This is a genomic window from Streptomyces rugosispiralis (genome assembly GCF_024505145.1).
GTDB lineage: Bacteria > Actinomycetota > Actinomycetes > Streptomycetales > Streptomycetaceae > Streptomyces > Streptomyces rugosispiralis.
The window spans coordinates 576,773-603,489 of the sequence record NZ_JANIAA010000001.1 but is presented as its reverse complement, the minus strand read 5'-3'; the positions used below and the strand labels follow the sequence as shown (position 1 = coordinate 603,489).

Sequence of the window (26,717 nt, the reverse complement as noted above, 5' to 3'; positions counted from 1 at the left end):
TATCCGTCCGGATACTCAGGTACGTACTCAGAAATCGGTCGCGGTCACCGCGGTTGGCGCAGCCCCGCGATGAGGAGTGCGACCAGCCGGCGAGCGTCGTAACTCGGGTCGTGCTCGGCGCCGATGCAGAGGTTCCCGACGCCGCGCATGAGCTCGTACGCCTTCAGGTCGGGCCGGATCTCCCCGGCGTCGGCCGCCGCGTCGAGCAGTTGGGTGCACACGGGCAGGAGGCGGTCGATGAAGTACGAGTGCAGCGTGTCGAAGCTCGTGTTGTCGGACCGCAGCACGGCGGCGAGGCCGTGCTTGGTGACCAGGAAGTCGACAAAGAGATTGATCCACTGCCCCAGTGCGGCATGCGGTGTCGCGCTGCTCGCCAGCAGGGCCGGACCGGCCTCGGCGCAGGCCTCGACCTGGTGCCGGTAGACGGCGATGATCAGGTCCGCCCGGGTCGGGAAGTGGCGGTAGATCGTGCCCACGCCGACACCGGCCTCGGCCGCGATGTCGCGCACCGGCGCTTCCACGCCCGAGGTGACGAACACCGAGGCGGCCGCGTCGAGCAGGTTCTCCTGATTGCGCCGGGCGTCCGCCCGCTTGGACCGGGCCGAGGGCCCCGCGCCCTTGTTGCCGTCGCTCACCGCGCCGCTCCCTCCGCTGTCGCGCTTGCAAAGCGGAACGACGTTCCGTATCGTTACCGGAGCCAGGTTCCGTTTGCCCATGATGTCAGAGCGGGGGCCCGGCGACCAAACCACGCATCGCGCTCCGCGATGCCACCACGCTTTCCCGCAGTGGAGGAACACGCTCATGCAGTACCGCACCTTGGGCCGCACCGGTGTGCAGGTCAGCTCCCTCGCGCTCGGCGCGATGAACTTCGGCAGGATCGGGCGCACCACCCAGGACGAGGCCACCGCCCTCGTCGATGCCGCCCTCGAGGCCGGGATCAACCTCATCGACACCGCCGACATGTACAGCGCCGGTGAGTCGGAGGAGATGGTCGGCAAGGCCATCGCCGGCCGCCGCGACGACATCGTGCTGGCCACGAAGGCGGGGCTGCCCATGGGCGACGAGCCCAACCACCGGGGCAGCTCACGCCGCTGGCTGGTCACCGAGCTGGACAACAGCCTGCGCCGGCTCGGCGTCGACCACGTCGATCTCTACCAGATCCACCGATGGGACCCGGCCACCAGCGACGAGGAGACGCTGTCGGCGCTCACCGACCTGCGGCGCGCGGGGAAGATCCGCTACTTCGGCTCCTCGACGTTCCCGCCCACCGCGTCGTCCAGGCCCAGTGGGCCGCCCAGGAACACCGCCTGAGCCGCTATGTCACCGAACAGCCCAGCTACTCGATCCTGCAGCGCGGGATCGAGCGCGACGTACTGCCCGTCACCGAGGAGTACGGGCTCGGCGTGCTGGTGTGGAGCCCGCTGGCCTCGGGCTGGCTGTCGGGCGCCATCCGCGAGGGCCGGTCCATCAGCACCAGCCGCTCGGCGATGATGCCGGAGCGCTTCGATGTCACCACCCCCTCGAACCGGGCCCGGCTCGACGCCGTCGAGCGGCTGGCCAAGGTCGCCGACGAGGCCGGTCTGACCATGATCCAGCTCGCGCTCGGATTCGTCACCGCGCATCCCGCCGTGACCAGCGCCCTCGTCGGCCCGCGCACACTGGACCATCTGCACACGCAGCTCGCCGCCGCCGACACCGTGCTCTCCGCCGATGTGCTGGACGCGATCGACGCGATCGTGGCCCCCGGCACCGACCTCGCCGCGCACGAGAAGCACGACACTCCGCCCGCGCTGCTCGACCCGTCACTGCGGCGCCGCTGACGGATCCGGCGCCACCCCGGTCCGGGCCCGGGTGAGCGCGGCGACCGCCGCCCGCGGGTCGTCCGCGTGGAACCGGAGCGTACGGGCGACGCCCCGGCGCCCGAGGGGCCGTACGAACGGCACCGGCTCCGTCAGCTCCACCGTCACCGTGGTCTGGCTGCCCACCGCGAGGTCGAGCACCCCGTCCGGGCTCAGCCGCACCAGCCGTCCGTCCGGATAGCGCCGGTCGACCCGGGCGCCGGCGATGGTGGCGGCCGGGACCCGCAGGTCGAACAGTGCGCCGTAGCGGACCCGCAGCGAGCCGTCGGACCCCACGACATGCGGCCGGACCACACAGGACGCGTGCAGAGCGAGGATCAGCACCACCCCGTACAGATCGATGACGAGCAGGATCGCGTGCACCACCGGCCAGGGGATCACCAGGGCCAGCGCCACCGTCTCGATGACGGACACGAAGATCATCCCGTACATCATGGCCGTCTGGGGTCCGGTGTAGGCGACGGCCAGCGCCCCCTCGGGGACCTGGTGGCGGCGGCGCAGCACCCACAGCCCGAGGCTGTGCAGGGCCCGGACCTCGTGCCGCACGAGCCGGCGCGCGACCAGCGGGACCAGGGCCTCCGCCACGCCTTTCGCCCACACCGCCGCCCGTGCGGATGGCCGGTTCATGACGTGTTCCTGCTGAGCCGGGCGGTCAGCTGCCGCATCACCCGGCGCACCACCTCGGCCTGGGCGGGCGAGTAGTCGTCGAGCAGCGCCTGCTCGAAGCCGGTCGCCGTCGGGCCGCTGTCCGGGATGGCCGCCAGCACCTCGTCCGGTACGGCGGCGAACAACTCCTCGGCCAGCGGCGCGATCCGCGGATCGTCCGCCGCGGCCCCCTCCAGTTCGTCCAGCCGCTCGTACAGCGGGAGCACGGCGGGGTCCCCGGCCAGCGGCCGCAGCGCCGCGTACACCGCGTCCGCGCCGATCATCCCCTCCAGCAGCATCAGGTGCTCGCGGTCCTTGGCGGCGGACGGCGAGGAGGTGGCGGGCGCCGCCTTCAGGAGCTCGATGAGCGCGGGGGAGAGCGGCGCGTCCGGTGTGAGCGGGCCGTCCAGCAGCGTCGCCAGCACCTTGCGGCGCTGCTGGATCTCGTGTTCCTGACGGGCGAGATCGGCGTCCAGCTCGCCCAGCACCTCGGTCAGCTCACGCCCGGCGTCGTCCGCGAGGACGTCCCGCACCTCGTCCAGTGCGAGCCCGAGTTCGGTCAGCCGCCGGATCCGGGCCAGCAGGACGGCGTCCCGGAGGGTGTAGACCCGGTATCCGTTGGCGCGCCGCTGGGGCTCGGGCAGCAGACCGATGTGGTGGTAGTGCCGCACGGTCCGGGAGGTGACTCCGACGAGCGCGGCGATTTCTCCGATGCGCATGTGGCCAGTAGAAACCCTGCCGCTGCGACAAGGTCAAGCGCGGCCGGCCGGCGCCCCCTCGACGGCGCCGATATCGGGGCGGCCACGGTAGAGCGGGGCGCCACGGTAGTCGCGGCCGCCGTTGTCCGGGATGACGGTGCCGTTGCCGATCAGTGGTGAGCCCGTTGCAGCCGTGGCGCGTCCCGCCCTGGGAGATGAAGTCGTTCCGGATCGTGATGTCCGTGTGCGGGGCGAAGGCGGTGTCATCGGGTGAGGTCCGAGGGCCCCAGCCGGTCGGGACCGCGACGGGGGCGCCATCCGCGTCCTTCGCGTCGCCGGTGTACTGCTTGACGACGATGCCCGCGAACGAGGTGTCGCGCACCGTGGAGTTCCGCACCTGGAGGTCGTGGAGCACGGTCGCGGTGGACGGCGGTGCGGTGATGTCGGGGACGGTCGTGTCGAACACGATGCCCCCGGTGCGCTTCGACCGGTCCCATCCGGTCTTGAACCGCACCCCAGGGGCGTTGCCGGAGACATCGCCGCTGATCCAGTTGACCTCGCCGGTCACATCATGGACATCGACAGCTGCCGATGACGATCGGACGGTTCCTCGCACCCGAGCCCTTCGGCCACAGCCGGCCCTTCCAGGAGCCACCGGCCTTCAGCAGGATCCGGTCCCCGGCCCGGAAGGTGGTCCGGCCGACGCGGTCGAGGCTGCGCCAGGCCCTGGCGGCGCTGGTGCCCGGGGCCCCGTCGTCCCCGGACCGGGAGTCGACGTAGTAGGTGGTGCCCTTGGCCGCCGGGACGGTCCGCGTGGTCTGTGCGGTGTGTGCGGCGGCGGGGTGCGCGATCAGCGCGGTCGCGCCGAGGGCGGCGGCCGCGAGAAGGCCGCGTGGCCGTCGGCCGCGTCCGACGGATCGTCGTCCAGATGTCATTCGTCGAATAGAAAGCACTGTCACGCGGGGTGTCAACGGGCCGTCGCACCCGTCGCGGCCGTCCGGCGGCGACCCGTGTAAGGGGCAACGGGACGATAGCGTAAGGAGGTCCACATGCGGTCTGGTGCGGCGAGAGCGCACAACCGGGAACAGTGAGGGAGCCTTATGCGGCACGAGATCAGCCCGGAGTCCATACTCGAGGTCGGGCTCGGCTTCATGGCGTCGAAGGCGCTGCTCACCGCGGTGGAACTGGATCTCTTCTCCCGGCTCGCCGAAGGCCCCCGCACCGGCGGCGACCTGGCCGAGGCGCTCGGACTGCACCCGCGCGGCGCCGCCGACTTCCTCGACGCGCTGGTGGCCCTCGGATTCCTGGAGCGTTCCGGGGGCGTGTACCGCAACAGCCCGTCCGCCGACACCTTTCTCGACCGCGAGAAGGCCACCTATGCGGGCGGCATCCTGGAAATGGCCAACAGCCGGCTGTACCCCTTCTGGGGGTCGCTCACCGAGGCGCTGCACACCGGGAAACCGCAGAACGAGCACAAGCACGGCGGTGACGTGTTCGACGCCATCTACCACGACCAGGAGGGCCTCGAGCGATTCCTGCACGGAATGACCGGGCTCAGCATGGGCAAGGCGATGGTGATAGCCGAGCGGTTCCCCTGGGCCGACTACCGGACCGTGCTGGACGTCGGCGGCGCGGTGGGCTGCGTCCCGGTGGCGGTGGCCCAGCGCCACCCCCATATGAGCGGCGGCGTCTTCGAGTTGCCCCGGGTGCGGCCCGTCTTCGAGAAGTACGTGGCGTCGTTCGGCCTGGAGGACCGGCTCACCTTCCACGGCGGCGACTTCTTCACCGATGACCTGCCCGGCGCCGATGTGATCGTGCTGGGCCAGATCCTGCACGGCTGGGGCCTGGAGGAGAAGCGGCTGCTGCTGAAGAAGGCGTACGACGCGCTGCCCGACGGGGGAGCGGTCCTCGTCTACGACGCCATCATCGACGACGACCGCAAGGAGAACACCTTCGGTCTGCTGGCCAGCCTGAACATGCTCATCGAGACCCGGTCCGGCTTCGAGTACACGGCCGCCGACGGCCGCGCCTGGCTGGCGGAGACGGGGTTCAGCGGCAGCCGGATCGAACCGCTGACGGACGGCTACTCCATGCTGGTGGGGATCAAATAGCCGGCCGGCCGCGCGGCCCGGCGCCGGGACCACCCGGCGCCGGGCCGGAGCCGCTAGAAGCGGTAGCGCAGGATCCGGCCCACATCCCGGAAACCGGGCAGACGCGCCATCACCCGCATGCTCATCCGGCCGGAGGCCGGCATCTTCTCCACCCCCGGCATGTCCACGCTGCGCACCGCGTCGAGGCAGGTCAGTCCCGGGTGCCAGGTCTCGACCTCATGGGGGTCGTCCAGACCCCAGTGGAGCGTGGCGCCCGCGTTGCGCACCGCGGGGACCATCTTCTGGAGCCGGATGCCCAGCGGCCCGTAGACATCGAAGAGCAGCTGGCCGCTGGGGAACCGCTCGGTGATCCGCTGGATCAGCCGCTTGCCGTCCTCCTTGCGCAGATACATCGTCAGGCCCTCGGCGACGACCACCGTGGGCCGGTCATCGGGCACCTCGCGCAGCCAGGCCTCATCGGTCACCGAGGCGCCGACCATCTCGTAGTTCCCCGGCGGCTCGGGAAGCAGCCGCCGGCGCAGATCGATCACCTCGGGGTAGTCGACGTCGAGCCAGCGCACCGACGACGGCGGGTCGAGGCGCTGCACCCGGGTGTCGAGACCGCACGCGAGATGGAGCACGGTCGCCTTCTGATGCTCGGCCAGGAACTCCATGGCCCAGTCGTCGAGCTGTTTCGCCCGCAGGGCGATGCCGACCGCCGTCGTGTCCGTCATCCCCGTTTTGCCGAAGTCGTAGGCCACGCGCTCCACGGCCTCCCGGGCCGCGTGGTCGTGCAGGATGGAGTCCGGCGATCGGCTGTCCACCGCCCTGCCGTACAGCGTGGCGAGCAAGGTCTCCTGAGCGCCGCTGAGAGTGATCTTTTCGCGATCCATGGTTCCTCGTCGATGTGGGGGTACCGGACGGACCGTTCCGTACGGTTGTGCACGGAATGGGCAGAACCCGTGTCCGTACGGTCCCACGTTCTCCCCGGCAAAAGCGACCGGCCTCTGGGCCATTCGAGTTCATCCGGCCAACATCGGGTGGACGGGCGCCGGTGAGTGTCAGTGGCCCTCGCCGTCGTCCCGCGTCAGCCACAGATCGGGGCCGAAGACCTCGTAGTGGATCGCGGACGGGTGCACACCGCGCTCCAGCAGTTGGGTCCGCACCGACCGCATGAAGGGCATCGGCCCGCACAGATACGCCTGGACGCCGTCCGGGATCTCGATGCCGGACAGGTCGGCGTGGCCGGTGCGCTCGGCTGGCCAGTCGCCCTCGGGCCGCTCGTACCACGTGTGGGCGGTGCCCCGCGCCAACTTGGTGACCAGCCGTTCCTGGTCGGCGCGCAGGGCGTGGTCGGCGGGGGAGCGGTCGGCGTGGACGGCGATGACCGGGGCCTGGTGCCCGCCCGCCGTCAGTTCCTCCAGCATGGCCACCATCGGGGTGCAGCCGATTCCGGCGGAGGCGAGCAGCAGCGGTGTGTCCGTGGTGCCGAGCACGACGTCGCCGTAGGGCGCGGAGACGGCCAGCTCATCGCCCTCGTGGAGGCGGTCGTGGAGATGGCCGGAGACCTCACCGGCCGGGCCCTCGCCCGCGTCCTCGCGCTTGACGGAGAAGGAGCGCACGGTGGCACCGGGGGCGTTGGTCAGGCTGTACTGGCGGATCTGCCGTGCCCCGTCGGCCAGTTCCACCTGCACCGAGACATACTGGCCCGCCTTGAACGCCGGGGCGGGGCGGCCGTCCGCCGGCCGGATCCGGAAGGTGACCACATCCGCCGTCTCCCGGACCCGCTCGACCACCTCCCACTGCCGCCAGGTCCCGCCGGCCAGCACGCCCTGCTCCGCGTACAGCCGCCGCTCGATCTCGATCAGGGCGTTGGCCATCAGCCAGTAGACCTCGTCCCAGGCGGCGGTCACCTCCTCGGTGGCCGCGTCGCCGAGCACCTCCGCGATGGCGGCGGACAGCTGACGGTGCACCACCGGATACTGCGCGGCGCTCACCCCGAGCGAGGCGTGCTTATGGGCGATCCGGCTCAGCAGGGCGTCGGGGCGGGTGCCCGGCCGCTCCACCAGGGCGGTGGCGAACGCGGCGATGGCGCCCGCGAGGGCCTGCCGTTGGGTGCCCGCGGCCTGGTTGGCCCGGTTGAACATGTTCCTCAGCAGTTCGGGGTGGGCCGTGAAGAGCTTCCGGTAGAACAGCTCGGTGATGGTGCCGATGGCCTCGCCGACGGCGGGAAGCGTGGCGCGGACGGTCTCGGCGGACTTCTGGGAGAGCATGAGCGGGCCTAACTGGTATCTCAGATTCGTATTCAACGGCATGGCTGAACCGGGCATGGTGACCTCCGCGTCAGCATGGCTCGGCGGGGTGGGATCCGGACTCCGTGACCCGGACGGCGGCCTCATGGGGACAGTCCGGGCGCGCGTCCGACCAGCCCCAGCAGCACCGGACCGGTCGGGGACGCCACCAGATCGTCGACCGTGAGGGGATCGAGCGAGGCGAGGAACGCCTCCTGCGCCCGGCGCAGCGCCATCCGCAGCCGGCAGCCCTGCCGCAGTGGGCACGGCGCGTCCCCCTCGCAGTCGACGACATCGCCGACCCCCTCGAATTCCCGGACCAGCTGGCCGACCGAGGCGGTGCGCCCGGTCGCGGTGAGCGTCAGCCCGCCGCCGCGTCCGCGCCGTGTCTCGATCAGGCCCAGGTGCTGCAGCCGGGCCGCCACCTTGGCCAGATGGCTGTAGGGCACCTGCATCTCCCCGGCGACCTGCCGGGCGGTGCAGGGCTCGGCGCCGGTGACCGCCAGCCGCATGATCGTGCGGAGCGCCAGGTCCGTTGACTTCGTCAGCCGCATGGCGGCAGATTACGATAATACGAATCTGAGATGCAATTTATAGAGATGTGTTCCGGTCGCCGGCGTACGGGCGTTTCCGCCGCTGACGAGATGTCCCGGCGGCTTCCACCCGGGTGTTCCGGGTCGCCGGTCAGGCTTCGCCGGGCGGCCGCCCGCGCAGCGCCCGCGTCACCGACCACGCGACGGACACCATGGGCACGGCCACCACGGCCCCGACCACCCCCGCCACGATGGTCCCGGCGATGACCGAGATCGCCACCACCACCGGATGGAGCCGCACCGCCCAGCTCATCACCAGCGGATGCAGGACATGCCCCTCGAACTGGCCGACCGCCACGATCAGCAACAGCACGACGGCCGCGATGGCCGGACCCCGCCCGGCCAGGGCCACCACCGTCGCCACCGCCAGCGCGATCGGCGAACCGATCAGCGGGACGAACGTCGCGAAGAAGACCAGCAGCGTCAGCGGCAGGGCCAGCGGCACCCGCAGCAGGAACAGCGCGATGCCGACCAGGGCCGCGTTGGAGGCCGCCACGACGATGATGCCCCGGGTGTACCCGGCGAAGGTGGTCCACGCCGCCCGCGCGGCCCGGTCCCACGGGGACCGGGCGCGCTCGGGGAGCTGGCCCCGGAACCACTGCCACATCCGGTCGCCGGAATGGATGAAGAAGATCGAACAGAACAGGGCCAGGAACGCCGCCGTGCCCGCCTCCACGACCCGCCCCGCACTGCTGAGCGCCCTGCTGATCAGCGCCGCGCGATGCTGTGACACAAAGGCGGTGACCTTGTCGTGGGCCCCCGACAGCACACCGTGCCGCACATGGAACGGCGGCCCCTCCAGCCACCGCTCGATCCGGCCGATCCCGCCGCGCAACTCACCCAGCAGCCGGCCCGCCTCCGCGGCCGCCGCGCTCCCCACCAGCGCCAGCAGCCCCAACACCGCGAACAGCGTGCCGAACACCGCCAGCGCCACCGCCAGCGGCCTGGGGCACACCCGCGCCAGCAGATCGGCCAGCGGCCGCAGCAGGGCGGTGGCCACCAGCGCCAGGAACACCGCGATCGCGACCAGCTGGAACCGTCCCAGCACCGTGAAGGCCAGATAGACGGCCACTCCGATGACCGTCAGACGCCATGCGTACGCGGCGGCCAGCCGCAGCCCGGGATGGACCCATCCGTTCTCGTCCCCCGCCCGGCGCACCGCCGCCTCCAGGGCCGCGGAGCCGGAGCGGCGGGCCCGCGCCACCGCCCGCGAGGCCCGGCCCGCCCGTCCGCCGGCCGCGCCACGCCGAAGGCGTACGCCCCGCCCTCCCGGCCGCTCGGGCGGGGGAGGAGAGTCGCTGCTCACGTCGGCGCCACCGCCTTCTGCGTCCCGGTCCCGCGTGACGGAGGAAAATGGTGATTCATTCCGCTACGTACAGATTCAATCAGGGCGGCCGTCCGGGCGCCGGACACCTCTGCCCGGCGCGGCGGCCCGTCCTCTCCCCGGCGCGGCGGCCTTCCCCGCCCCCTGCCGTTGCGCACCCGTGGCTGCCTAAGATCGCCCTGGTCACCCGCTCGCCAAGGCACTCTGCAAGGAGCCGCTCGTGACATACGACATCACCGCCGTCCGCGCACAGTTCCCCGCGCTGAAGGCCGGGTCGGCCCACTTCGACGGCCCGGGAGGCACCCAGACCCCGCTCCCCGTCATCGAGGCCATCTCCGACGCGCTGGCCAACCCCCTGGCCAACCGCGGCCACCTCACCGCGGGGGAGCGCAACTCCGAGGCCCTCGTCCAGTCGGCCCGGCAGGCAATGGCCGATCTGCTCGGCGCCGACCCGGCCGGGATCGTCTTCGGGCGCAGCGCCACCGCCCTCATCTACGACTTCTCCCGCACTCTCGCCAAGACCTGGTCACCGGGGGACGAGGTGGTGGTGTCCCGGCTGGACCACGACTCCAACATCCGCCCCTGGGTCCAGGCCGCCGAAGCCGCCGGGGCCACCGTGCGCTGGGCCGACTTCGACCCCGCCACCGGCGAGCTGACCCCCGATGACATCAGCGCCCAGCTCGGCGACCGCACCCGGCTGGTGGCGGTCACCGCCGCCTCGAACCTGATCGGCACCCGCCCGGACATCCCGGAGATCTCCCGGCGGGCGCACGCGGCCGGTGCACTGGTCCACGTCGACGGCGTGCACTACGCCGCCCACGCCCACGTCGACATCCGGCGGCTCGGAGCGGACTTCTTCGTCTGCTCCCCCTACAAGTTCCTCGGTCCCCACCTCGGTGTGCTGGCGGGCAGCCCCGGGCTCCTGGAGACCCTGACCCCGGACAAGCTGCTCCCGTCGACCAACGCCGTTCCCGAGCGCTTCGAATTCGGCACCCTGCCCTATGAATTCCTCGCCGGCACCCGCGCCGCCGTCGACTTCCTCGCCACCCTGGATCCCGGCGCCGAAGGCAGCCGCAGGGAACGGCTGGCGTCGGCGTTCGCGGCCCTCGAAGAGCACGAGGCCACGCTGCGCGGACGCATCGACGAGGGGCTGGCCGCCCTGGACCCGATCACCATTCACTCCCGGGCCGTGGACCGCACCCCGACCGTGCTGCTGACCATTGACGGCCACGACACCACCGACGCCTACCGCTACCTCGCCGGCCGTGGCGTGGACGCCCCCTCCGGCTCGTTCTACGCGGTGGAGGCATCGCGCAGGCTGGGCCTGGGCGACACCGGAGGGCTGCGCATCGGCCTGGCCCCGTACACCAGCACCGAGGACGTGGACCGGCTGCTGGAGGCGCTCTCCGACTTCCTGCGCGCTCCGGCCCCGCGCGGCTGACACGCCATCCGGCGCTCAGCGGGCGGTCTCACTTCCCGGCGGCGTTCCCCTCGAGGAGCCCCGCCACGAGTTCGCGGGCATGCGCGGAGTCGAGCCCGGCCGGGCGGAAGAGGATGCGGTACATCAGAGGCGCCACGACATGGTCGACGACCGTCTCGACGCCGGGGGTGTCCTCCCCGCGCTCGGCCGCGCGGGTCAGGATGACATCGACCTGGTCGGCGGCGTAGGCCGAGCACTGGCCGGCATTGCTGCCGTCCGGGTCGCCGAGCAGGGCGTCGCGGATGTAGGCGCGCCCGGCCGGGGAGGCCATCTCGTCCAGGAACTGCTCGGCCCAGGCCGTCAGATCGGTCTCCAGACCACCGTGGTCCCGGGGTGTGGTGTCGGGCCGCAGACGCTCGACCGCCACGTCCGACAGCAGTTGGGCGAGGTCTCCCCAGCGGCGGTAGATGGTGGAGGGGGTGACGCCCGCGCGCTGGGCGATCAGCGGCACCGTCAGACCGTCGCGGCCCACCTCCGCCTCGAGTTCGCGCACGGCGGTGTGCACCGATGCCTGGACCCGGGCGCTGCGCCCCCCGGGGCGCACCATCTGCCTGCTCATTCATCCCACCTTAAAGCAAATCTGTTGCTTCTGGGGAAGGGGTGCACCCCGGGACCGCCGGGGGGACGCGTCAGGCCGCCGTCGCCGGCTCGCGGGCGGGCCGCGTCCGCTCGTAGGCGTGGCCGACCCGCAGGAGCACGCTCTCCCCGAGCGGCCGCCCGAGGAGCTGCATACCGATCGGCAGGCCCGCCGTGTCGTGGCCGACCGGGACGGACAGCGACGGCACCCCGGTGAGGTTGGCGGGGGCCGAGAGGCGCACATAGGCGTCGGAGACGGCTTCGACGGTGCCGTCCGGCCAGGTGATCGTCTCCTGGTCGGCCTTCACCGCGGTGGCCGGGACCGTGGGGGCGGCGATCACATCGACGTCCTCCAGCATGCGCGCCCACTCCCGCCGCATCAGGGTCCGGGAGCGCTGGGCGCGCAGATAGTCCCCGGCGGGCATCAGCTCGCCCGCCTCCAGCAGGGTGCGCACATCCGCCTGGTACAGCTCGGGTGCCGCGCGCAGGGTGCGCTCGTGGTAGGCGGTGGCCTCCGGCACCATCAGGCCCCACTGGGTGGCCTGGATGTAGCGGGTCATGGGGATCTCGACCTCGACGAGGCGGGCGCCGAGGGCCTCGAGCCCGTCGACGGCCCGCCGGACCGCGGCCTCCACCTCCGTGTCGACGCGCTCGAAGTAGTAGTTGCGCGGCACGCCGACGCGCAGCCCCGTCAGGTCCTCGGCCGCGCCCGGCCGGTGGTCCCGCGCGGGGACGGCGAGGGAGGCGGGGTCGCGGGGGTCGTGCCCGGCCAGGACCGCCAGGACCAGGGCCTGGTCCTCGACGGTGCGGGTGAGCGGGCCGACGTGGTCCAGCGACCACGACAGGGAGGTGACGCCGTGGCGGGGGACGAGGCCGTACGTCGGCTTGAGACCGACGACCCCGTTGAGCGCGGCGGGGACGCGGATGGATCCGCCGGTGTCGGTGCCCAGGGTGAAGACCGCGGTGCCCGCGGCGACGGCCACGGCGGATCCGCCGCTGGAGCCGCCCGCGACCCGGCCGGTGTCCCAGGCGTTGTGGGTCTGCGGGGTGGTCAGCCCGTAGGCGAACTCATGGGTGTGGGTCTTGCCGATCAGGACCGCGCCGGACGCGCTCAGGCGGGCGGCGACCGTGCTGTCCGCCTGGGCGCGGTGGTCGGCGCGGACCCGGGAACTCGCGGTGGTGGCCACGCCCGCGACGTCGATCAGGTCCTTGAGGCCCATCGGGATCCCGTGCAGCGGGCCGCGGAGACGGCCGGCCGCGACGTCGTCCGCGGCCTCGCGCGCCGCCCGGCGCGCCCGCTCGGCCGTCACCGTGGCGTAGGCGTTCAGCTGGGGCTCCAGCCGCTCGACGCGGTCCAGGACGGAGTCCACCAGCTCGACGGGGGAGAGCCGGCCGGTCCGGATCGCGTCGGCGGCCGCGGTGAGGGACAGCTCATACGGCCGCATCGTGCTGCTCCTCTCCCGCGCGGTAGGCGGGGGCGGGCGGGGTGTCGCCGAAGTCCAGCTCGCGCAGGACGGCGACGACGGAGTGGATGTGGTTGGCGGTGGCCGCCGCGGCGGCGTGGCGCTCGGCCGGCAGTGGGAGCCCGGCGCGTGCGGCCCAGCGGGCCGCCTCCGAAGGGGTGAGTTCAGCGGCGGACAAGGTGTCTCCCTCGGTGAGATCTCAACGAGATAAAAGCTAACTGTTTGCGTTAGTCGACTGTAGGGCCTACGGTGGCTTAAGGCAAACGGATTGCGTTTAGAGAGGGCGGGCCATGCACACACCCCAGGCCATCGACATCCCCTTCTGGACAGTGGGCGACATCGCCGTCCACCGCATCGACGAGGTGCTGCTGCCACCGCAGACCGGGCCGTGGCTGCTGCCCGACGCCACCGGGGACGTGGTCTCGCGGCAGGCCTGGCTGCGCCCCGACTTCGCGGACCAGGACGGCACCCTGCGCATCGCCAGCCACAGCTTCGCCTTCGAGGTGGGCGGGGCGCGGGTCCTGGTCGACACCGGCATCGGCAACGGCAAGACGCGGGCCAATCCGGCCTGGCACGATCTGCGGACCGACTACCTGGAGCGCCTGGCCGCCGCCGGGTTCCCCCGGGAATCCATCGACCTGGTGATCCTCACCCATCTGCACACCGACCATGTCGGCTGGAACACCCATGCGGTGGACGGCGCATGGGTGCCCACCTTTCCGCACGCGCGCTACCTCACCTCCCGCGCCGAGCGGGAGTTCTGGGCGGCCTACGACATGGACCAGCCGCGGGCCCAGATGTTCCTCGACTCCGTGATCCCGGTCGAGGACGCGGGACGGCTCGATCTGGCCGACGTCCCGGACGAGGGCGCCGAGGTCATCCCCGGACTGCGGCTGATCCCCACGCCCGGGCACACCCCCGGCCATATCGCCCTCCAGCTCGACAGCCGCGACGAGCGGGCGCTGATCACCGGTGACTGCGTCCACCACCCGGTCCAGCTCGCCCACCCCGCCATCGGGTCGTGCGTCGACATCGCCCCCGAGCAGTCCGAGGCCACCCGCCACAAGCTCTTCGGCGCCCTCGCCGACACGGACACCCTCCTGCTCGGCACCCACTTCCCGCCGCCCACCGCAGGACGCGTGATCAGCCACGGGAACGCCTACCGGCTCTCGCCCGTGCTCCCGGGCGCACGCTGACGCGCCCCTCCGGGGGTGGTGGTGTTCGCCTGGATGTTCCCGTAGGGGCGGTATTGGGACCGGGACGGTGCGACGGGCAGGCTCGTGGGTGCTGTGCCTGCTTCGTATGGAGAGGGGTCTCCTTTGGCCGGGGTGTTGCCGCGTGGCGATCGGCTGCCGTCGTTGACCGGGCTTCGCTTTCTGCTGGCCGGTGTGGTGTTGGCGGGCCATGTGCTGACGCTGGGCAGATTCTTCGAGGACCAGGGGGTCTATGAGGCCGCCGACGCCTCGTCCATGGCGAGCGCGGCGGCGGTCTCCTCGTTCTTCCTGCTCAGCGGTTTCGTACTGGCGTGGAACGCCTCTCCGGCCGACACCGCCGTCCGGTTCTGGCGCCGCCGGCTGGTGAAGATCTTCCCCAACCATGTGGTGACCTGGTCACTGATGCTGGGCCTGCTGATGGCGACGGGCACCGCCGCGCTGCTTCCGGTGCCGGACCCGCGGCCGGGGGAGGCGGTCCGGAATCTGCTGCTGGTGCACGCCTGGGTGCCGGACATGGCCGATTTCAGCAGCGTCAATCCGGTGACCTGGTCCATCTCCTGCGAGGCGTTCTTCTACCTCCTCTTCCCCCTGCTGATCCGGCCGGTGCGCGCACTCCCGGCACGGCTGCTCTGGCCGGTCATCGCCCTGGTGGCGGGGCTGGTGCTGACGATGCCGCTGGTGGCGACGGCCGTGACCGACGAGGCGGCGCCCGGGAGTTGGTCGCCGCTCTCGACGGAGCGCTGGTGGCTGATCTACTTCTTCCCGCCGGTGCGGCTGCTGGAGTTCGTCCTCGGACTGGTGCTCGCCCGGGTGGTCCAGCTCGACCGCTGGCCGACGCTGCGTCGGCGGTGGCCGCTGCTCGCCCTGGCGGGAGTCTTCGCGGCGCGGACGCAGCTGCCCGAGGAGTACCTGTGGGGAGCCGCGACCTGTCTGCCGATGGCCGCCCTCATCCCGGCCATCGCCGCCCGCGATATCGAGGGGCGGGAGAGCCGGCTGGGCCGTCGTGGCCTGGTGCTGCTGGGCGAGGCGTCGTTCGCGCTGTACATGGTCCACTTCCCGCTGCTGTACGAGATCCGGGTGCTGCTGGACCGGCGGACGTTCGACACGGTGACCGCCGCGCTGTTGTCCGTGGTGGTGTCGGCGTTCTGCGTGGCGGTGTCGCTGCTGCTGTGGCGCGGTGTCGAGGTGCCGATGATGCGCCACTTCGCCCGCCCCCGTGGGCGTTCCGCATCGGCCGCGAGCCCCGCAGCGCCGGGCGACCGGACCGCGTCTCTGCGCCAGGAGGACCCCGCCCCATGACGCGGGCGGCCCGTTCGCGTCGCTCAGTCCGGCGAGGTGGCGACGCGCACGCGGTGGCTCTCGCCGTCGGAGAGGAACGACGCCAGCTCCCGGCCCTCCTCTCCGACGGCCGTGCGGTCGGCTGAGGAGAGGCGGCCCAGCGGGCTGACGACCACGGTGGCGGCGTCCACCCTCCAGGTCGCGGCGACACGGCCGTCCACCAGCACCACGCGCTCCCCGGCGACCGACAGGCCGCGGTGGGCGTCGTCGATGATCCGGCCGCGGTCGTGGTAACCGAGGATCGCGTTGTCGAACGCGGGCAGGAACCGCACCGGCGCGGGGGTATCGGGGTCGGGACGTGGCGCGTCGGGGAGGTCGAACAGCTCCCGGCCGCGTTCATCGCGGAAGGTGACCAGCTCCTCCCGGATCGCGGCCACCGCGGCCGGCAGCCCGGCCAGACCGCACCAGGCGCGCAGATCGGCCGAGGCCGCGGGGCCGAAGGCGGCCAGATAGCGGCGTACCAGCGCCTGGCCGACCGGGTCGGCGCCGTCGGGGGCGGGCGGGTCCACCTCCCGCCCCAGCCAGGAGGAGAGCAGGACGTTACGCACCCCTCCCCTGGCGCGCCACAGCCCCCGGGGCGGGGCCTGCGCCACCGGGACGAGGGCGGCGATCAGCATCTCGCCCAGCGCCCGCGGCGCCGGGCCCGGCCAGCGCGCGGCGAGCGCCCCGACCAGCTCGGCCATCGAGCGCGGCTCGCCGTCAGCCATCACCGCCCGGCCCGCGGTGGCGAGTTCGTCCAGCTCCATCCCCGCCAGCTCGCGGCGGTAGGTCCCGAGCACCCGCTGGCGCAGCATGGCGTCGTGGCGGGCTCGCCAGGCCACGATGTCCTCGGCGGTGAGGAGATGGACGGTGCGGCGCATGAGGTGGGTCCGTACCACGCTTCGCTGCATCAGCAGGTCCGAGAGGGCCGCGGGGTCGAACGCGCGCAGCCGCGACCAGAGCCCGGTGAACGGCTCCTGCGGTTCCTGCGCCTGCATGCCGCACAGCTGCGCGACGGCGTCGTGGACCGGCAGGTCGGCCCGATCGAGCAGCAACTGCCGGGCGAGCGCCGCCCGGCCCAGCGCCCGGTTGCCGAGAACGGTCATCGTGCCACCGCGGCCCGTTCGTCGGCCGATCGCCGCCGGAGCGCCGGGAGCTGGACGGACGGCGGGGTGTAGGACACATCGAGCGGGCCGATGTCGGTCCCGGGGGCCACGATCCGGTCGATCCGGTCGAGGACCTCGTCGTCGAGGGCGACCGCGGCCCCGGCCAGGAGATCCTCCAGATGCTCCATGGTGCGTGGCCCGATGATGGCGGAGGTGACGCCGGGGTGGGTGATGGCGAAGGCCATCGCCAGGTGGGTCAGCGACAGTCCGGCCTCCTCGGCCAGCGGGATGAGCCGCTCCACGGCGTCGAGTTTGCGCTCGTCGGTCAGATGCCGGGGCACCCACTTCATCCGCGCGTTCCGCACCGTGGGCCCGCCCTTGCGGTAGCGGCCGGTGAGCAGGCCCATCGCCAGCGGACTCCACACCAGCACGCCCATGCCGTAGCGCCCGCAGACCGGCAGGATCTCCCGCTCGACGGCGCGGCTGAGGATGGAGTACGCGGGCTGCTCGGTGCGGAAGCGGTGCAGTCCGCGCCGGTCGGCGACCCACTGCGCCTCGACGATCTCCGAGGCCGGGAGGTTGGAGGAGCCGATGGCGCGCACCTTGCCGCTGCGCACCAGATCGGTCAGGGCGGAGAGCGTCTCCTCGATATCGGTGTGCGGGTCGGGATGGTGGACCTGATAGAGGTCGATGTGGTCGGTCCCCAGACGCCGCAGCGACTGCTCGACCTCGGTGATGATCCAGCGCCGGGAGCTGCCGCCACGGTTGGGGTCCGCCCCCATCGTGCCGTTGACCTTGGTGGCCAGCACGATGTCGGCACGCCGGCCCTTCAGCGCCTTGCCCACGATGTCCTCGGACTCCCCGTGGGGGCCGTACACATCGGCGGTGTCGATGAAGTTGATCCCCGAGTCCAGCGCCCGGTGGATGATCCGGACACAGTCGTCGTGATCGGGGTTGCCCGCCTGGCCGAACATCATCGTGCCCAGGCAGTAGGGGCTGACCCGGATACCGGTCCGCCCCAGCTCACGCGTCTTCACTGTCGCGCCGTTCCCTTCGGTTCCTTGGCTCTTGGGTTCCGGAGCCGTGCCGGTGACGGCCGTCACCGGCACGGCTCCGGGGAGATCGGGTCGGCGGTCAGCCGGCCTTCTGCCCGTCGAGCGACTCGCGGATGATGTCCGCGTGCCCGGCGTGCTGGGCGGTCTCGGCGATGACGTGCATCAGCACCCGGCGCACGCTGTGCGCCGCGCCCGGCTCGTTCCAGGGCGCCTCGGGCAGCGGGTGTGTCGCCGACAGGTCGGGGACGGCGGTGATGATCTCCTCGCTCCGGGCGGCGACCTCCGCGTAGCGCTGGAGGACCCCGGCCAGCGTCTCACCGGGCAGCATCTGGAAGTTGTTCTGGTTGTCGATCGCCCACTGCGGGATCTCCCGTGCGGTACCGGCCGCGAGGTCGGCCCAGGTGACACCGTCGGGCAGGTCGTAACGCATCGCCGACGGGCCTTCGAGGACGAAACGCAGCCAGCTCTCCTCGATGGCCGCGACGTGCTTGATCAGCCCGCCCAGGCACAGCGCGCTGGCCGTCGGACGCTGGTCGGCCTGCTCGTCGCCGAGCCCGCGCACCGTGGTGGTGAGGGCGGAGCGCGCGGCGGCGAGTTCGGCGAGCAGGTCGGCCCGCTCGCCGTCGAGGGTGGTGGCGGGAGTGGTGGTGGCGGTCACGGTGATGGGTCCTTCGGTCGTTCTCATCGTCTGACGAGGACAACCGTCGCAGGGGTAGCGGACAGGTTGTGGCCGCTTCTCCGGGCAGAATCGATGTCATGCCGAAGACCTCAGCGCGACTGCTGTCACTGCTCTCGCTGCTCCAGGCGCGCCGGGACTGGCCCGGGCAGCTGCTGGCCGAGCGGCTGGACGTCAGCCCGCGCACCGTGCGCCGCGATGTCGACCGCCTGCGCGAGCTCGGCTACCCCATCGTGGCCGCCAAGGGTCCCGACGGGGGCTATCGGCTCGGCGCCGGTTCGGACCTGCCGCCGCTGCTGTTCGACGACGACCAGGCCGTGGCCCTCGCCGTGGCGCTGCAGACCGCCACCGTCACCGGGGCGGGGATCGAGGAAGCGGCCGCGCGTGCGCTGAGCACCGTCCGGCAGGTGATGCCCGCGCGGTTGCGCCATCGCGTCGACGCCCTTCAGGTGACCGCCGTGCGAGGTGCCGGAGCCGCGCCGAATCCGCAGGTCGGCCCGCGGGTGCTCATGGCCCTCGGCACGGCCGTCCGCGCCCGCGAGGTGCTGCGCTTCGACTACGTACCCGTGTCCGCACCGGGTGCCTTCGATGCCGACCCCACCGCCACTCCGCCGCGACGGGTGGAGCCACACCACCTCGTCACCCGGGGCGGGCGCTGGTATCTCGTGGCCTGGGACCTCGACCGCGCCGACTGGCGCACCTTCCGCGTCGACCGGATCACCCCGCGCACCCCCACCGGGCCGCGCTTCACCCCGCGCGATGTGCCCGGAGGGGAGGTGGCCGCCTTCGTCGCGAGCAGGTTCCAGGGCTCTGACGGCTCGGGTGGCTGGCCATGCCGAGGTGAGGTCATCCTCGACCTGCCCGCGTCCGTCGTGTCCACCTACACCCGGGACGGAGTCGTCGAGGAACTCGGCCCGGACCGTTGCCGGCTCGTCCTGGGCGCGTGGTCATGGCCCGGACTGGCCGCCACCCTCGGCCGGTTCGACGCCGACATCGAGGTCGTCGGGCCGCCCGAGCTGAGGGAAGCCTTCGCCCATCTGGCCCGCCGCTTCGCCGAGGCCGCCGCGGAGGCGCCCACCGGGTCCACCGAGGCACCTACCGGGTCCACCGAGGCACCCACCGGGTCCACCGAGGCACCCACCGGGTCCACGATGCCGCCCCCGGGCCGCTGAGCGAGACACGGCCCATCCGCTGAGCGACGAGCGCCGCCCATCCGCTGAGCGACCCGCGCCGCCCATCGCGCCTCATCAGGGCGCGGCGTCGAGATCCACCTCGAGGTTCCCGGTCTCGGTCCAGAACCCCTCGTCCGCGTCCTGCAGCCGGGACGCCGCGTGTCTCAGGTGGAGCAGTGCCGCGTCGCGGGCCGCCTCGGTGTCGCGGGCCTCGATGGCGGCCAGGATGGCGTGGTGCTCCTGCCGGACCGCTTCGAGGAAGTCGCCGCGCCGCGCCTCGTTCGCACGCGTGACGCGGATTCCGCTGCGCAGCACCTCGCCGAGGTAGCGCAGCGTCGAGAGCATCACCGGGTTCCCGGTCGATTCGGCGATGGAGCGGTGGAAGACGAGATCCTCGTCCACGCCGTCGCCACCGGCCGCCACCGCCGCGTCGATGGCCTCCAGGGCCTGACGCATCCGGACGAGATCGGCCGGGGTGGCCCGGGTGGCCGCGAGGTACGCGGCCTCGCCCTCGATGGGGCGGCGCACCTCCACGATCTGCCGCACCTTGGACTTGGTGTCCTCGGCGGTCTCGGCCTCCAGATCCAGCGGCCGGGTGCGGCGCGGCATCACGAACACGCCGAGCCCTTGGCGCGGTTCGACCAGGCCCGCGTTGCGCAGCCTGGACACGGCCTCGCGTACGACGGTCCGGCTGACGCCCAGCTGCTTGACCAGCTCCACTTCGGTCGGGAGCTTGTCGCCCTCGGCCAGCCGTCCGGACTCGATCTCTTCCGAGAGTATCGCCGCGACCCGATCCGCGAGCCGCACGGGACCGCTCACCTTGGAGAACATGGTCTTCAGTTTATCGGCACCGCCCCGGTCGCCCCGGCCGCCGCGGGGTGTCCGGCCGACCACTCGGCGGACCACCCGGCGGAGCCGCATATCGATGCCGCCGGGGAGGGGCGGGTGGGGGAGCGGCCCGCCACAGGCGTCACCATCCGTCGGACACTAAGAGCGCGCACCGTCCACGACCGCGTCGGCGTGGTCTTCGGTGTAGGCGCGCACCACCGAGGCGAAATCCGGGTCGGGGGTCAGCCCGAGCGCGGCGGCGCGTGCGTTGTCGAACACGGCGGGCCAGGAGCCGACGATGGCCTCGACGTCGGGGTCGGGCGCGATCGTCACCAGGTCGGCGACCGCGGCACCGGCCACCTGCCGCAGCGTGCTCAGCATGTCGGCCACCGAGACCGTGAGCGCCGGAAGGTTGACCGGCACCCCGCCGTCGATCCGGCCCGGCCCGGCACCGCGCTCGGCCTCCGCGACGCGGAGGATGCCCTCGACGGTGCGCCGTGGGGAGGCCAGTGCCACCTTCAGGCCGGGGTGGACCGGGCAGGTGGCCGGGCGGCCCGCGAGCGGCTCGCGGATGATGCCGGACAGAAAGCCGGAGGCGGCCGCGTTCGGCTTGCCCGGCCGTACCGACACGGTCATCAGACGGGCGACGCGCCCGTCCAGGAAGCCGCGGCGGGTGTAGTCCGCGATCAGCTGCTCGCAGACGAGCTTCTGGATCCCGTAGCTCGACCGCGGTGTGGGCAGGGTCGACTCGCTGACGACCGGCGGCAGCGGCAGCGCGGGATCGGAGCCGTAGACGGCGACGCTGCTGGAGAACACCACCCGCGGCACCGGCCCGCCGGCGGCCGACTGGGCCCGCGCGGCCTCCAGCACCGCGCGGGTGGTGTCCACATTGGCGCTCATCCCGAGGTCGAAGTCGGCCTCGCACTCGGCCGAGACCGCGGAGGCGAGATGGATCAGGACATCCACCGGTTCCGCGAACACCTCGTCCAGCCGGTCGGCCAGATCGCCCTGGACGATGTCCAGGAGAGGGTCGTCGGCCACCGCGCCGGGCGGCACCACGCGGTCGGCGAGCACCAGCCGGTCGATCGGCGCACCGCGGAACGTCCGTGACGTGAGCAGTGCGGCGGCGACCCGCCGGCCCAGGAAGCCGAAGCCACCCGTGATGACGATCCTCATGCGTTGTCTCCTCGGTAGTCGTGGCGCCAGCCGAGCCCCTCGCTCGTACCGGCGCGGGGGATGTACTCACAGCCGATCCACCCGTCGAAGCCCAGGTCGTCGATGACACCGAACAGATGGCGGATGTCGAGCTCGCCCCGGTCGGGCTCATGGCGATCGGGTACGCCCGCGATCTGCAGATGGCCGACCCGGCCGGTCGGCAGGTCACGGCGCAGGGTCGTGGTGAGGTCGCCCTCGACGATCTGGCAGTGGTAGAGGTCGAGCTGCACCTTGAGGTTCGGGGCCCCCACCTCCCGTACCACGGTGTGCGCTTCGGACTGCCGGTTCAGGAAGTAGCCGGGCATGTCACGGCCGTTGATGGGCTCGATCAGGATGTCGACGCCCGCCGCGGCGGCCCGTTCCGCGGCCCGGGTGAGATTGGCCAGATAGGTGTCGCGGTGCTTGGCCGAATCGCCCGGCCCCACCAGACCGGCCATCACATGCACTCGCGGGCAGCCGAGCTCCGCCGCGTACTCCAGGGCCCGGCCGATCCCGGAGCGCACCTCCGCCTCGCGTCCGGGCAGTGCCGCGATCCCGCGTTCCCCGGACTCCCAGGCGCCGGGGGGCGCGTTGAAGAGGACCTGCCGCAGGCCGTGGTCGTCGAGCCTGCGGCGCAGCTCGGCGGCGTCGTACGCGTAGGGGAAGAGGTACTCGACGGCCTCGAAGCCGTCCGCCGCCGCGGCGGCGAAGCGGTCGAGGAAGTCGTGTTCGGTGTACATCATGGACAGGTTCGCGGCGAACCTCGGCATGCTGGCTCCTGCGTTCGGGCCGGGACGTCCCGGTCAGCGGTTGACGACCTGCTTCTTGGTGGTGAGCACCGCGGCGGCGCCCACGACCAGGGTGAGGGCCAGGACGTACATCGGGATCGACGCCGAGCCGGTGGCGTCCTTGAGCGCGCCGATCATGTAGGGGCTGACGAAACCGGCGAGGTTGCCCACCGAGTTGATGATGGCAAGGCCCGCCGCGGCCGCGGTGCCGCCCAGGAACGCGGTGGGGAGCGACCAGAACAGCGGAGCGCAGGTCAGCACCCCGGCCGCGGCGACGGACAGCGCGGTCAGCGACAGCGCGGTCGACCCGTTCCACACGGCGGCCAGCGAGAAGCCGACGGCGCCCATCAGGCTCGGGACGACCAGGTGCCAGCGGCGCTCGCGGCGCTTGTCCGCCGAGCGGCCGAACAGGTTCATCGCGACGAGCGCGGCCAGGAACGGCACGGCGCTGAGCACGCCGATCGCGAGGTTGCCGTCGATGCCGGTGGACTCGACGAACGTGGGCATCCAGAAGGTCAGGGCGTACTGGCCCATCACGAAGCAGAAGTAGATGAGGCACATCAGCCACACCCTGGGCTCACGGAAGGCGTCCAGGCTCCGGCCGTGCACGGTCCGGTGCGCGCTGTCCTCGGCGACCGCTCGCTCGACGACGGCCTTCTCCTCATCGGTCAGCCACTTCGCGTCCCGCACGCCGTCGTCCAGGTAGCAGAGGGTCATGACACCGACGAGGAGCGCGGGGACCGCCTCCAGCAGGAACATCCACTGCCACCCCTGCCAGCCGTTCACGCCCTGGAAGCTGTCCATGATCCAGCCGGAGAGCGGATTGCCGAAGATGCCCGCCACCGGGATGGCCGACATGAACATCGCGATCACCCGGGCCCGGCGGTGCGAGGGGAACCAGTAGGTGCAGTAGAGGATCACCCCGGGGTAGAACCCCGCCTCCGCGGCACCGAGCAGAAATCTCAGCACATAGAAGGTCGCCTCGTTGGTGACGAACATGAACGCCGCCGAGACCAGGCCCCAGCTGATCATGATGCGGGCGATCCAGGTGCGGGCTCCGACGCGTTGCAGCATCAGGTTCGAGGGCACCTCCAGGAGGAAGTACCCGATGAAGAACAGGCCCGCCCCGAGGCCGTACGCCGCCTCGCTGAACCCGAGGTCGTCGGACATCTGGAGCTTCGCGAAGCCGACGTTGACCCGGTCCAGGTAGGAGGCCACATAGCAGAGGATGAGGAAGGGGACGATGCGGCGTACGACCTTGCGGTAGACGGTGTTCTCGCGGGCAAGCGCGGGCGTCTCGGCCGCCACTGCGGGCATGGGCATGACGGAATCCTTTTGCGGCTCAGGGATTCTGCGACGGGGACGAGGAGGGGGACGGGGGAGGGGGGGGAGGGGAGGGAGCGTGGAGGGCGGAGCGGCAGGTCACCAAGCGGCGCCGAACGTGACCCTCAGCTCGTCGATCGCGTCGATGGTGAGCGGCTCCGGCCGACGGTCGGTCAGGAGCCAGAGACGCGCCGTCTCCTCGAGTTCTTCGAGGACGGCGAGGGCGGCGGCCGGGTTCGGGCCCCAGACCACGGGGCCGAGCCGGTCGAGCAGGACGGCCCTGATCGGCGTGTGGCTCGCCAGACGGCCGGCGATCCGGGCGGTCACCAGGTCGGCCACGCGCGGGTCGCCGGGCCGGTGGTAGGGGATGAGCGGAACGTGCCCCACCTTCATCACGAAGTACGGCGTGATGGGCGGGAGTACGTCGTCCTGGCTCCACACCCCGGCCAGGGTGAGCGCGACCAGGTGGGTGGAGTGGGTGTGGATGACGAACCGGGCCGTGGGGTCGGCCGCGTAGATACGCCGATGGAGCGTCAGGGTCTTGCTCGCGCGGTCGCCCGCGCGCTGCTCGCCCCGGGCGTCGACCAGCGCGAGGCGGTCGCGCTCGAGAAAGCCCAGGGCGGCGTCGGTGGGCGTGATCAGATGGCCGTCGCCGACCCGGGCGCTGATATTCCCGGCGCTGGCGTGCACATAGCCCCGGTTGAACAGGCTGGTGCCCACCCGGACGATCTCGTCACGTGCCTCGTCCACGGCGGTGTCGAGGAGCCCGGTCATGAGACCTCCCGGTCGAGCAGGGCGAAGGAGTCGGTGAAGAACGCGGGGCCTCCGAAGTTGCCGGACTTCAGCGTGATGTGGAGCGTGTCCCCGCCGGGGAGTTCCGCCGCGCACCAGGGCACACCGGGGTCGATCTGCGGCCCGATGCGCAGCGCGGTGATGCCGAGCGCCCGGACGACCGCTCCGGAGGTCTCGCCGCCCGCGACGACGAGTTGGCGCACACCGCGCTCCACCAGGCCCTCGGCCACCCGGGCCAGGGTCCGCTCCACCAGCTCGCCGGCCTCGGCGGCGCCCAGCCGGGTCTGTACGGTACGCACCGCCTCGGGCGCCTCGGTGGAGTAGAAGAGGACGGGCCCGTCGGCCAGATGGGATTCGGCGAAGGCGAGCGCTTCGCCGGACACGTCCGCACCGGCCGCGACCCGCAGCGGAGCCACGCTGAACGCCGGTCGGCCGGTCCGCAGGAACTCCTGGACCTGCTGGTTGGTGGCGGCGGAGACCGATCCGGAGATGACGGCCCGGTGGCCGCCGGGCGGCGGCAGCCGTGCGGCGGCGTGGGACGGTGCGAACCCCCAGTTCGCGGGCAGCCCGATGGCCAGGCCCGAACCGGCGGTCACCAGGGGCATCCCCCGGACCGCCGCGCCGAGGCGCACCAGATCGTCGTTGGAGACGGCGTCGGCGATGGCGATTCCGGCACCCTGCGCCCGCAGTTCGTCGATCCGGGCGCGGACCGCCGTGGCATCGCGGCCGACCACCGTGTGGTCGATCAGGCCGACCGCCCGGGTGGTCTGCGCGCCGAGGACCGAGACCAGATCGGGGTCGGTCATCGGGGTGAGCGGGTGATGGCGCATACCGCTCTCGCTGAGCAGCACATCGCCGACGAAGAGATGGCCCTTGAAGACCGTGCGCCCGTTGTCGGGGAACGCGGGCGTGGCGATGGTGAAGTCGGTGCCGAGCGCGTCCATCAGGGCCTCGGTGACCGGCCCGATGTTGCCGGCCGGTGTCGAGTCGAAGGTGGAGCAGTACTTGAAGTAGATCTGCTCGGCGCCCGCGGACCGCAGCCAGGCGAGGGCCCGCAGCGACGCGTCGACCGCGTCGGCGGCCGGAACGGTCCGCGACTTGAGCGCGATGACCACGGCGTCCGCGTCCACCGGCCGTTCGGCGCCGGGCGGCGGTACGTCGATCAGCTGGACCACGCGCATGCCCGCCCGTACCAGATTGTTGGCCAGGTCTGTGGCGCCGGTGAAGTCGTCGGCGACGCAGCCGAGTCGGATGGCCATATCAGGCCCCCGCCGGCTGGGGCAGCTCGATCCCGGGGAAGATCTTGATGACCGCGCTGTCGTCCTCGGCGCCCAGACCGGACGCCGACGCCTGGAGGAACATCTGGTGAGCGGTGGCGGCCAGGGGGAGCGGGAACCGCTCCGGCCGCGCCGAATCCAGGACGAGCCCCAGGTCCTTGACGAAGATGTCGACCGCGGAGAGCGGCGTGTAATCACCGGCCAGCACATGCGCCATCCGGTTCTCGAACATCCACGAGTTGCCCGCGCTGTGCGTGACGACCTCGTAGAGCGCCTCGGCCGGGACACCGGCCTTCAGACCCAGGGCCATCGCCTCGGCCGCCGCGGCGATGTGCACCCCCGCGAGCAACTGGTTCACGATCTTGACCTTCGAGCCCAGGCCGGGCTGCTCGCCCAGCCGGTAGACCGTGCCGCTCATGGCCTCGAGCACCGGGTCGGCGACCGCGTACGCCGCGGCGGGGCCCGACGTCATCATGGTCAGCTCACCGGTCGCCGCGCGCCGGGCGCCACCGGAGATGGGGGCGTCCAGGTAGAGCGCGCCGCGCTCGGCCAGACGTCCCCCTAGCTCCGCCGAGCAGCCCGGGTCGACCGTGGAGCACATCACGAAGACGGCCCCCGGGCGGAGCCGGCCGGCGGCCCCGTCGGCTCCGAACAGCACCGACTCGACCTGCGCCGCGTTGACCACGACACTGACCACGACGTCCACCGCGGCCGCCAGGTCGCCGGGGGAGGCGTACGCCGTCCCGCCGTCGCGGGCGAAGCTCTCGGCCGCCTCCGGCCGCAGATCGTGGACCCCGACGTCGTAGCCCGCCCTGCGCAGGCTGCGCGCCATGCCGAGTCCCATGGAACCGAGGCCCACCACGCCCACGCGCGGCCGCGCCGGTCCGTCCTGGTCGCTCATGCCCCTCCTCGTCCTTGCTGTGCTTATGAGGGAGTGCCGCCGCCCTTGTCGTGGC

At 72.2% G+C, this 26,717-nt stretch carries 26 protein-coding genes and 1 pseudogene; 6 read left to right on the top strand and 21 right to left on the bottom strand.

The genetic code is table 11. The annotated features are described in order from the left end of the window. Positions 1-44: 44 nt before the first annotated feature. Positions 45-635 (bottom strand): TetR/AcrR family transcriptional regulator, encoded by a 591-nt coding sequence (locus NP777_RS02715; protein ID WP_256648365.1) that lies wholly within the window; start codon positions 633-635, stop codon positions 45-47. A 166-nt stretch (positions 636-801) separates the two neighbouring features. On the opposite strand from NP777_RS02715, the pseudogene NP777_RS02710 reads away from it, so the two are divergent. Beyond that, positions 802-1,820, top strand: a pseudogene (locus NP777_RS02710) (aldo/keto reductase). Here the strand turns inward: NP777_RS02710 and NP777_RS02705 are convergent. The 3 genes from NP777_RS02705 to NP777_RS02695 all read right to left on the bottom strand — a co-directional run bounded on the left by NP777_RS02705 (position 1,803) and on the right by NP777_RS02695 (position 4,137). Continuing rightward, on the bottom strand, positions 1,803-2,486 hold the full coding sequence (locus NP777_RS02705) for a hypothetical protein (RefSeq protein WP_256648364.1): 684 nt from the start codon (positions 2,484-2,486) through the stop codon (positions 1,803-1,805). The pseudogene NP777_RS02710 and the gene NP777_RS02705 sit on opposite strands and share 18 nt — an antisense overlap. After that, positions 2,483-3,223 carry a MerR family transcriptional regulator gene (locus NP777_RS02700; protein ID WP_256648363.1) on the bottom strand — a complete coding sequence of 247 codons (741 nt, stop codon included), beginning with the start codon at positions 3,221-3,223 and terminating at the stop codon, positions 2,483-2,485. The genes NP777_RS02705 and NP777_RS02700 overlap by 4 nt, the downstream gene beginning before the upstream one ends. A gap of 548 nt (positions 3,224-3,771) precedes the next feature. Continuing rightward, positions 3,772-4,137 (bottom strand): hypothetical protein, encoded by a 366-nt coding sequence (locus NP777_RS02695; protein ID WP_256648362.1) that lies wholly within the window; start codon positions 4,135-4,137, stop codon positions 3,772-3,774. A 165-nt stretch (positions 4,138-4,302) separates the two neighbouring features. Between NP777_RS02695 and NP777_RS02690 the strand changes: the two genes are divergently transcribed. Continuing rightward, positions 4,303-5,313: an acetylserotonin O-methyltransferase gene (locus tag NP777_RS02690; RefSeq protein ID WP_256648361.1), complete on the top strand. Its 1,011-nt coding sequence runs from the start codon at positions 4,303-4,305 to the stop codon at positions 5,311-5,313. Between the two features lie 53 nt (positions 5,314-5,366). Here the strand turns inward: NP777_RS02690 and NP777_RS02685 are convergent, their stop codons facing one another. The 4 genes from NP777_RS02685 to NP777_RS02670 all read right to left on the bottom strand — a co-directional run bounded on the left by NP777_RS02685 (position 5,367) and on the right by NP777_RS02670 (position 9,482). Beyond that, entirely contained in the window at positions 5,367-6,185 is an 819-nt protein-coding gene (locus NP777_RS02685) for a class I SAM-dependent methyltransferase (protein ID WP_256648360.1), read from the bottom strand. 168 nt (positions 6,186-6,353) lie between these two features. Continuing rightward, the gene (locus NP777_RS02680; protein WP_256648359.1) at positions 6,354-7,565 is read right to left on the bottom strand and encodes a globin domain-containing protein; all 1,212 of its coding nucleotides are present in this window, start codon (positions 7,563-7,565) and stop codon (positions 6,354-6,356) included. 122 nt (positions 7,566-7,687) lie between these two features. Then, on the bottom strand, positions 7,688-8,137 hold the full coding sequence (locus NP777_RS02675) for an RrF2 family transcriptional regulator (protein WP_256648358.1): 450 nt from the start codon (positions 8,135-8,137) through the stop codon (positions 7,688-7,690). Positions 8,138-8,267: 130 nt separating this feature from the next. After that, the gene (locus NP777_RS02670) at positions 8,268-9,482 is read right to left on the bottom strand and encodes an AI-2E family transporter (protein ID WP_391858443.1); all 1,215 of its coding nucleotides are present in this window, start codon (positions 9,480-9,482) and stop codon (positions 8,268-8,270) included. A gap of 238 nt (positions 9,483-9,720) precedes the next feature. Here NP777_RS02670 and NP777_RS02665 point away from each other — a divergent pair, with 238 nt between their 5' ends. Continuing rightward, positions 9,721-10,941, top strand: a complete 1,221-nt coding sequence (locus NP777_RS02665; protein WP_256648357.1) for a cysteine desulfurase-like protein — start codon at positions 9,721-9,723, stop codon at positions 10,939-10,941. Between the two features lie 28 nt (positions 10,942-10,969). Here NP777_RS02665 and NP777_RS02660 read toward each other — a convergent pair whose 3' ends face one another. The 3 genes from NP777_RS02660 to NP777_RS02650 form a co-directional block, all read right to left on the bottom strand. Beyond that, on the bottom strand, positions 10,970-11,539 hold the full coding sequence (locus NP777_RS02660) for a TetR/AcrR family transcriptional regulator (protein WP_256648356.1): 570 nt from the start codon (positions 11,537-11,539) through the stop codon (positions 10,970-10,972). A gap of 70 nt (positions 11,540-11,609) precedes the next feature. Continuing rightward, positions 11,610-13,001: an amidase gene (locus NP777_RS02655; protein ID WP_256648355.1), complete on the bottom strand. Its 1,392-nt coding sequence runs from the start codon at positions 12,999-13,001 to the stop codon at positions 11,610-11,612. After that, positions 12,988-13,197: a hypothetical protein gene (locus NP777_RS02650; protein ID WP_256648354.1), complete on the bottom strand. Its 210-nt coding sequence runs from the start codon at positions 13,195-13,197 to the stop codon at positions 12,988-12,990. Before NP777_RS02650 ends, NP777_RS02655 begins: the two co-directional genes overlap by 14 nt. Positions 13,198-13,309: 112 nt before the next feature. Here NP777_RS02650 and NP777_RS02645 point away from each other — a divergent pair, with 112 nt between their 5' ends. Continuing rightward, complete coding sequence (locus tag NP777_RS02645; RefSeq protein WP_256648353.1) at positions 13,310-14,215, top strand: MBL fold metallo-hydrolase; 906 nt, start codon at positions 13,310-13,312, stop codon at positions 14,213-14,215. A gap of 162 nt (positions 14,216-14,377) precedes the next feature. Beyond that, positions 14,378-15,532, top strand: a complete 1,155-nt coding sequence (locus NP777_RS02640) for an acyltransferase family protein (protein WP_256648352.1) — start codon at positions 14,378-14,380, stop codon at positions 15,530-15,532. Between the two features lie 23 nt (positions 15,533-15,555). On the opposite strand, the gene NP777_RS02635 is transcribed toward NP777_RS02640, so the two are convergent. The 3 genes from NP777_RS02635 to NP777_RS02625 all read right to left on the bottom strand — a co-directional run bounded on the left by NP777_RS02635 (position 15,556) and on the right by NP777_RS02625 (position 18,369). Next, complete coding sequence (locus NP777_RS02635) at positions 15,556-16,656, bottom strand: winged helix DNA-binding domain-containing protein (protein WP_256648351.1); 1,101 nt, start codon at positions 16,654-16,656, stop codon at positions 15,556-15,558. After that, positions 16,653-17,693: an aldo/keto reductase gene (locus NP777_RS02630; RefSeq protein ID WP_256648350.1), complete on the bottom strand. Its 1,041-nt coding sequence runs from the start codon at positions 17,691-17,693 to the stop codon at positions 16,653-16,655. The genes NP777_RS02635 and NP777_RS02630 overlap by 4 nt, the downstream gene beginning before the upstream one ends. Before the next feature lie 97 nt (positions 17,694-17,790). After that, a complete protein-coding gene (locus tag NP777_RS02625; RefSeq protein WP_256648349.1) occupies positions 17,791-18,369 on the bottom strand; it encodes a DinB family protein in 579 nt (192 codons plus the stop codon). Between the two features lie 98 nt (positions 18,370-18,467). On the opposite strand from NP777_RS02625, the gene NP777_RS02620 reads away from it, so the two are divergent. Further along, entirely contained in the window at positions 18,468-19,559 is a 1,092-nt protein-coding gene (locus tag NP777_RS02620) for a helix-turn-helix transcriptional regulator (protein WP_256648348.1), read from the top strand. 75 nt (positions 19,560-19,634) lie between these two features. Here NP777_RS02620 and NP777_RS02615 read toward each other — a convergent pair whose 3' ends face one another. The 7 genes from NP777_RS02615 to ltnD form a co-directional block, all read right to left on the bottom strand. Beyond that, entirely contained in the window at positions 19,635-20,390 is a 756-nt protein-coding gene (locus NP777_RS02615; RefSeq protein WP_256648347.1) for a FadR/GntR family transcriptional regulator, read from the bottom strand. A 156-nt stretch (positions 20,391-20,546) separates the two neighbouring features. Then, positions 20,547-21,563, bottom strand: coding sequence for a D-erythronate dehydrogenase (gene denD, locus NP777_RS02610; protein ID WP_256648346.1), 1,017 nt, complete (start codon positions 21,561-21,563; stop codon positions 20,547-20,549). Then, positions 21,560-22,351, bottom strand: a complete 792-nt coding sequence (otnI, locus tag NP777_RS02605; RefSeq protein ID WP_256648345.1) for a 2-oxo-tetronate isomerase — start codon at positions 22,349-22,351, stop codon at positions 21,560-21,562. The genes denD and otnI overlap by 4 nt, the downstream gene beginning before the upstream one ends. Positions 22,352-22,384: 33 nt before the next feature. Continuing rightward, positions 22,385-23,692, bottom strand: a complete 1,308-nt coding sequence (locus tag NP777_RS02600; RefSeq protein ID WP_256648344.1) for an MFS transporter — start codon at positions 23,690-23,692, stop codon at positions 22,385-22,387. 99 nt (positions 23,693-23,791) lie between these two features. Next, on the bottom strand, positions 23,792-24,466 hold the full coding sequence (locus NP777_RS02595; RefSeq protein ID WP_256648343.1) for a class II aldolase/adducin family protein: 675 nt from the start codon (positions 24,464-24,466) through the stop codon (positions 23,792-23,794). Beyond that, positions 24,463-25,743 (bottom strand): 3-oxo-tetronate kinase, encoded by a 1,281-nt coding sequence (gene otnK / locus NP777_RS02590; RefSeq protein WP_256648342.1) that lies wholly within the window; start codon positions 25,741-25,743, stop codon positions 24,463-24,465. Before otnK ends, NP777_RS02595 begins: the two co-directional genes overlap by 4 nt. Position 25,744: 1 nt before the next feature. Further along, the gene (ltnD, locus tag NP777_RS02585; protein ID WP_256648341.1) at positions 25,745-26,662 is read right to left on the bottom strand and encodes an L-threonate dehydrogenase; all 918 of its coding nucleotides are present in this window, start codon (positions 26,660-26,662) and stop codon (positions 25,745-25,747) included. Positions 26,663-26,717: the final 55 nt, after the last annotated feature.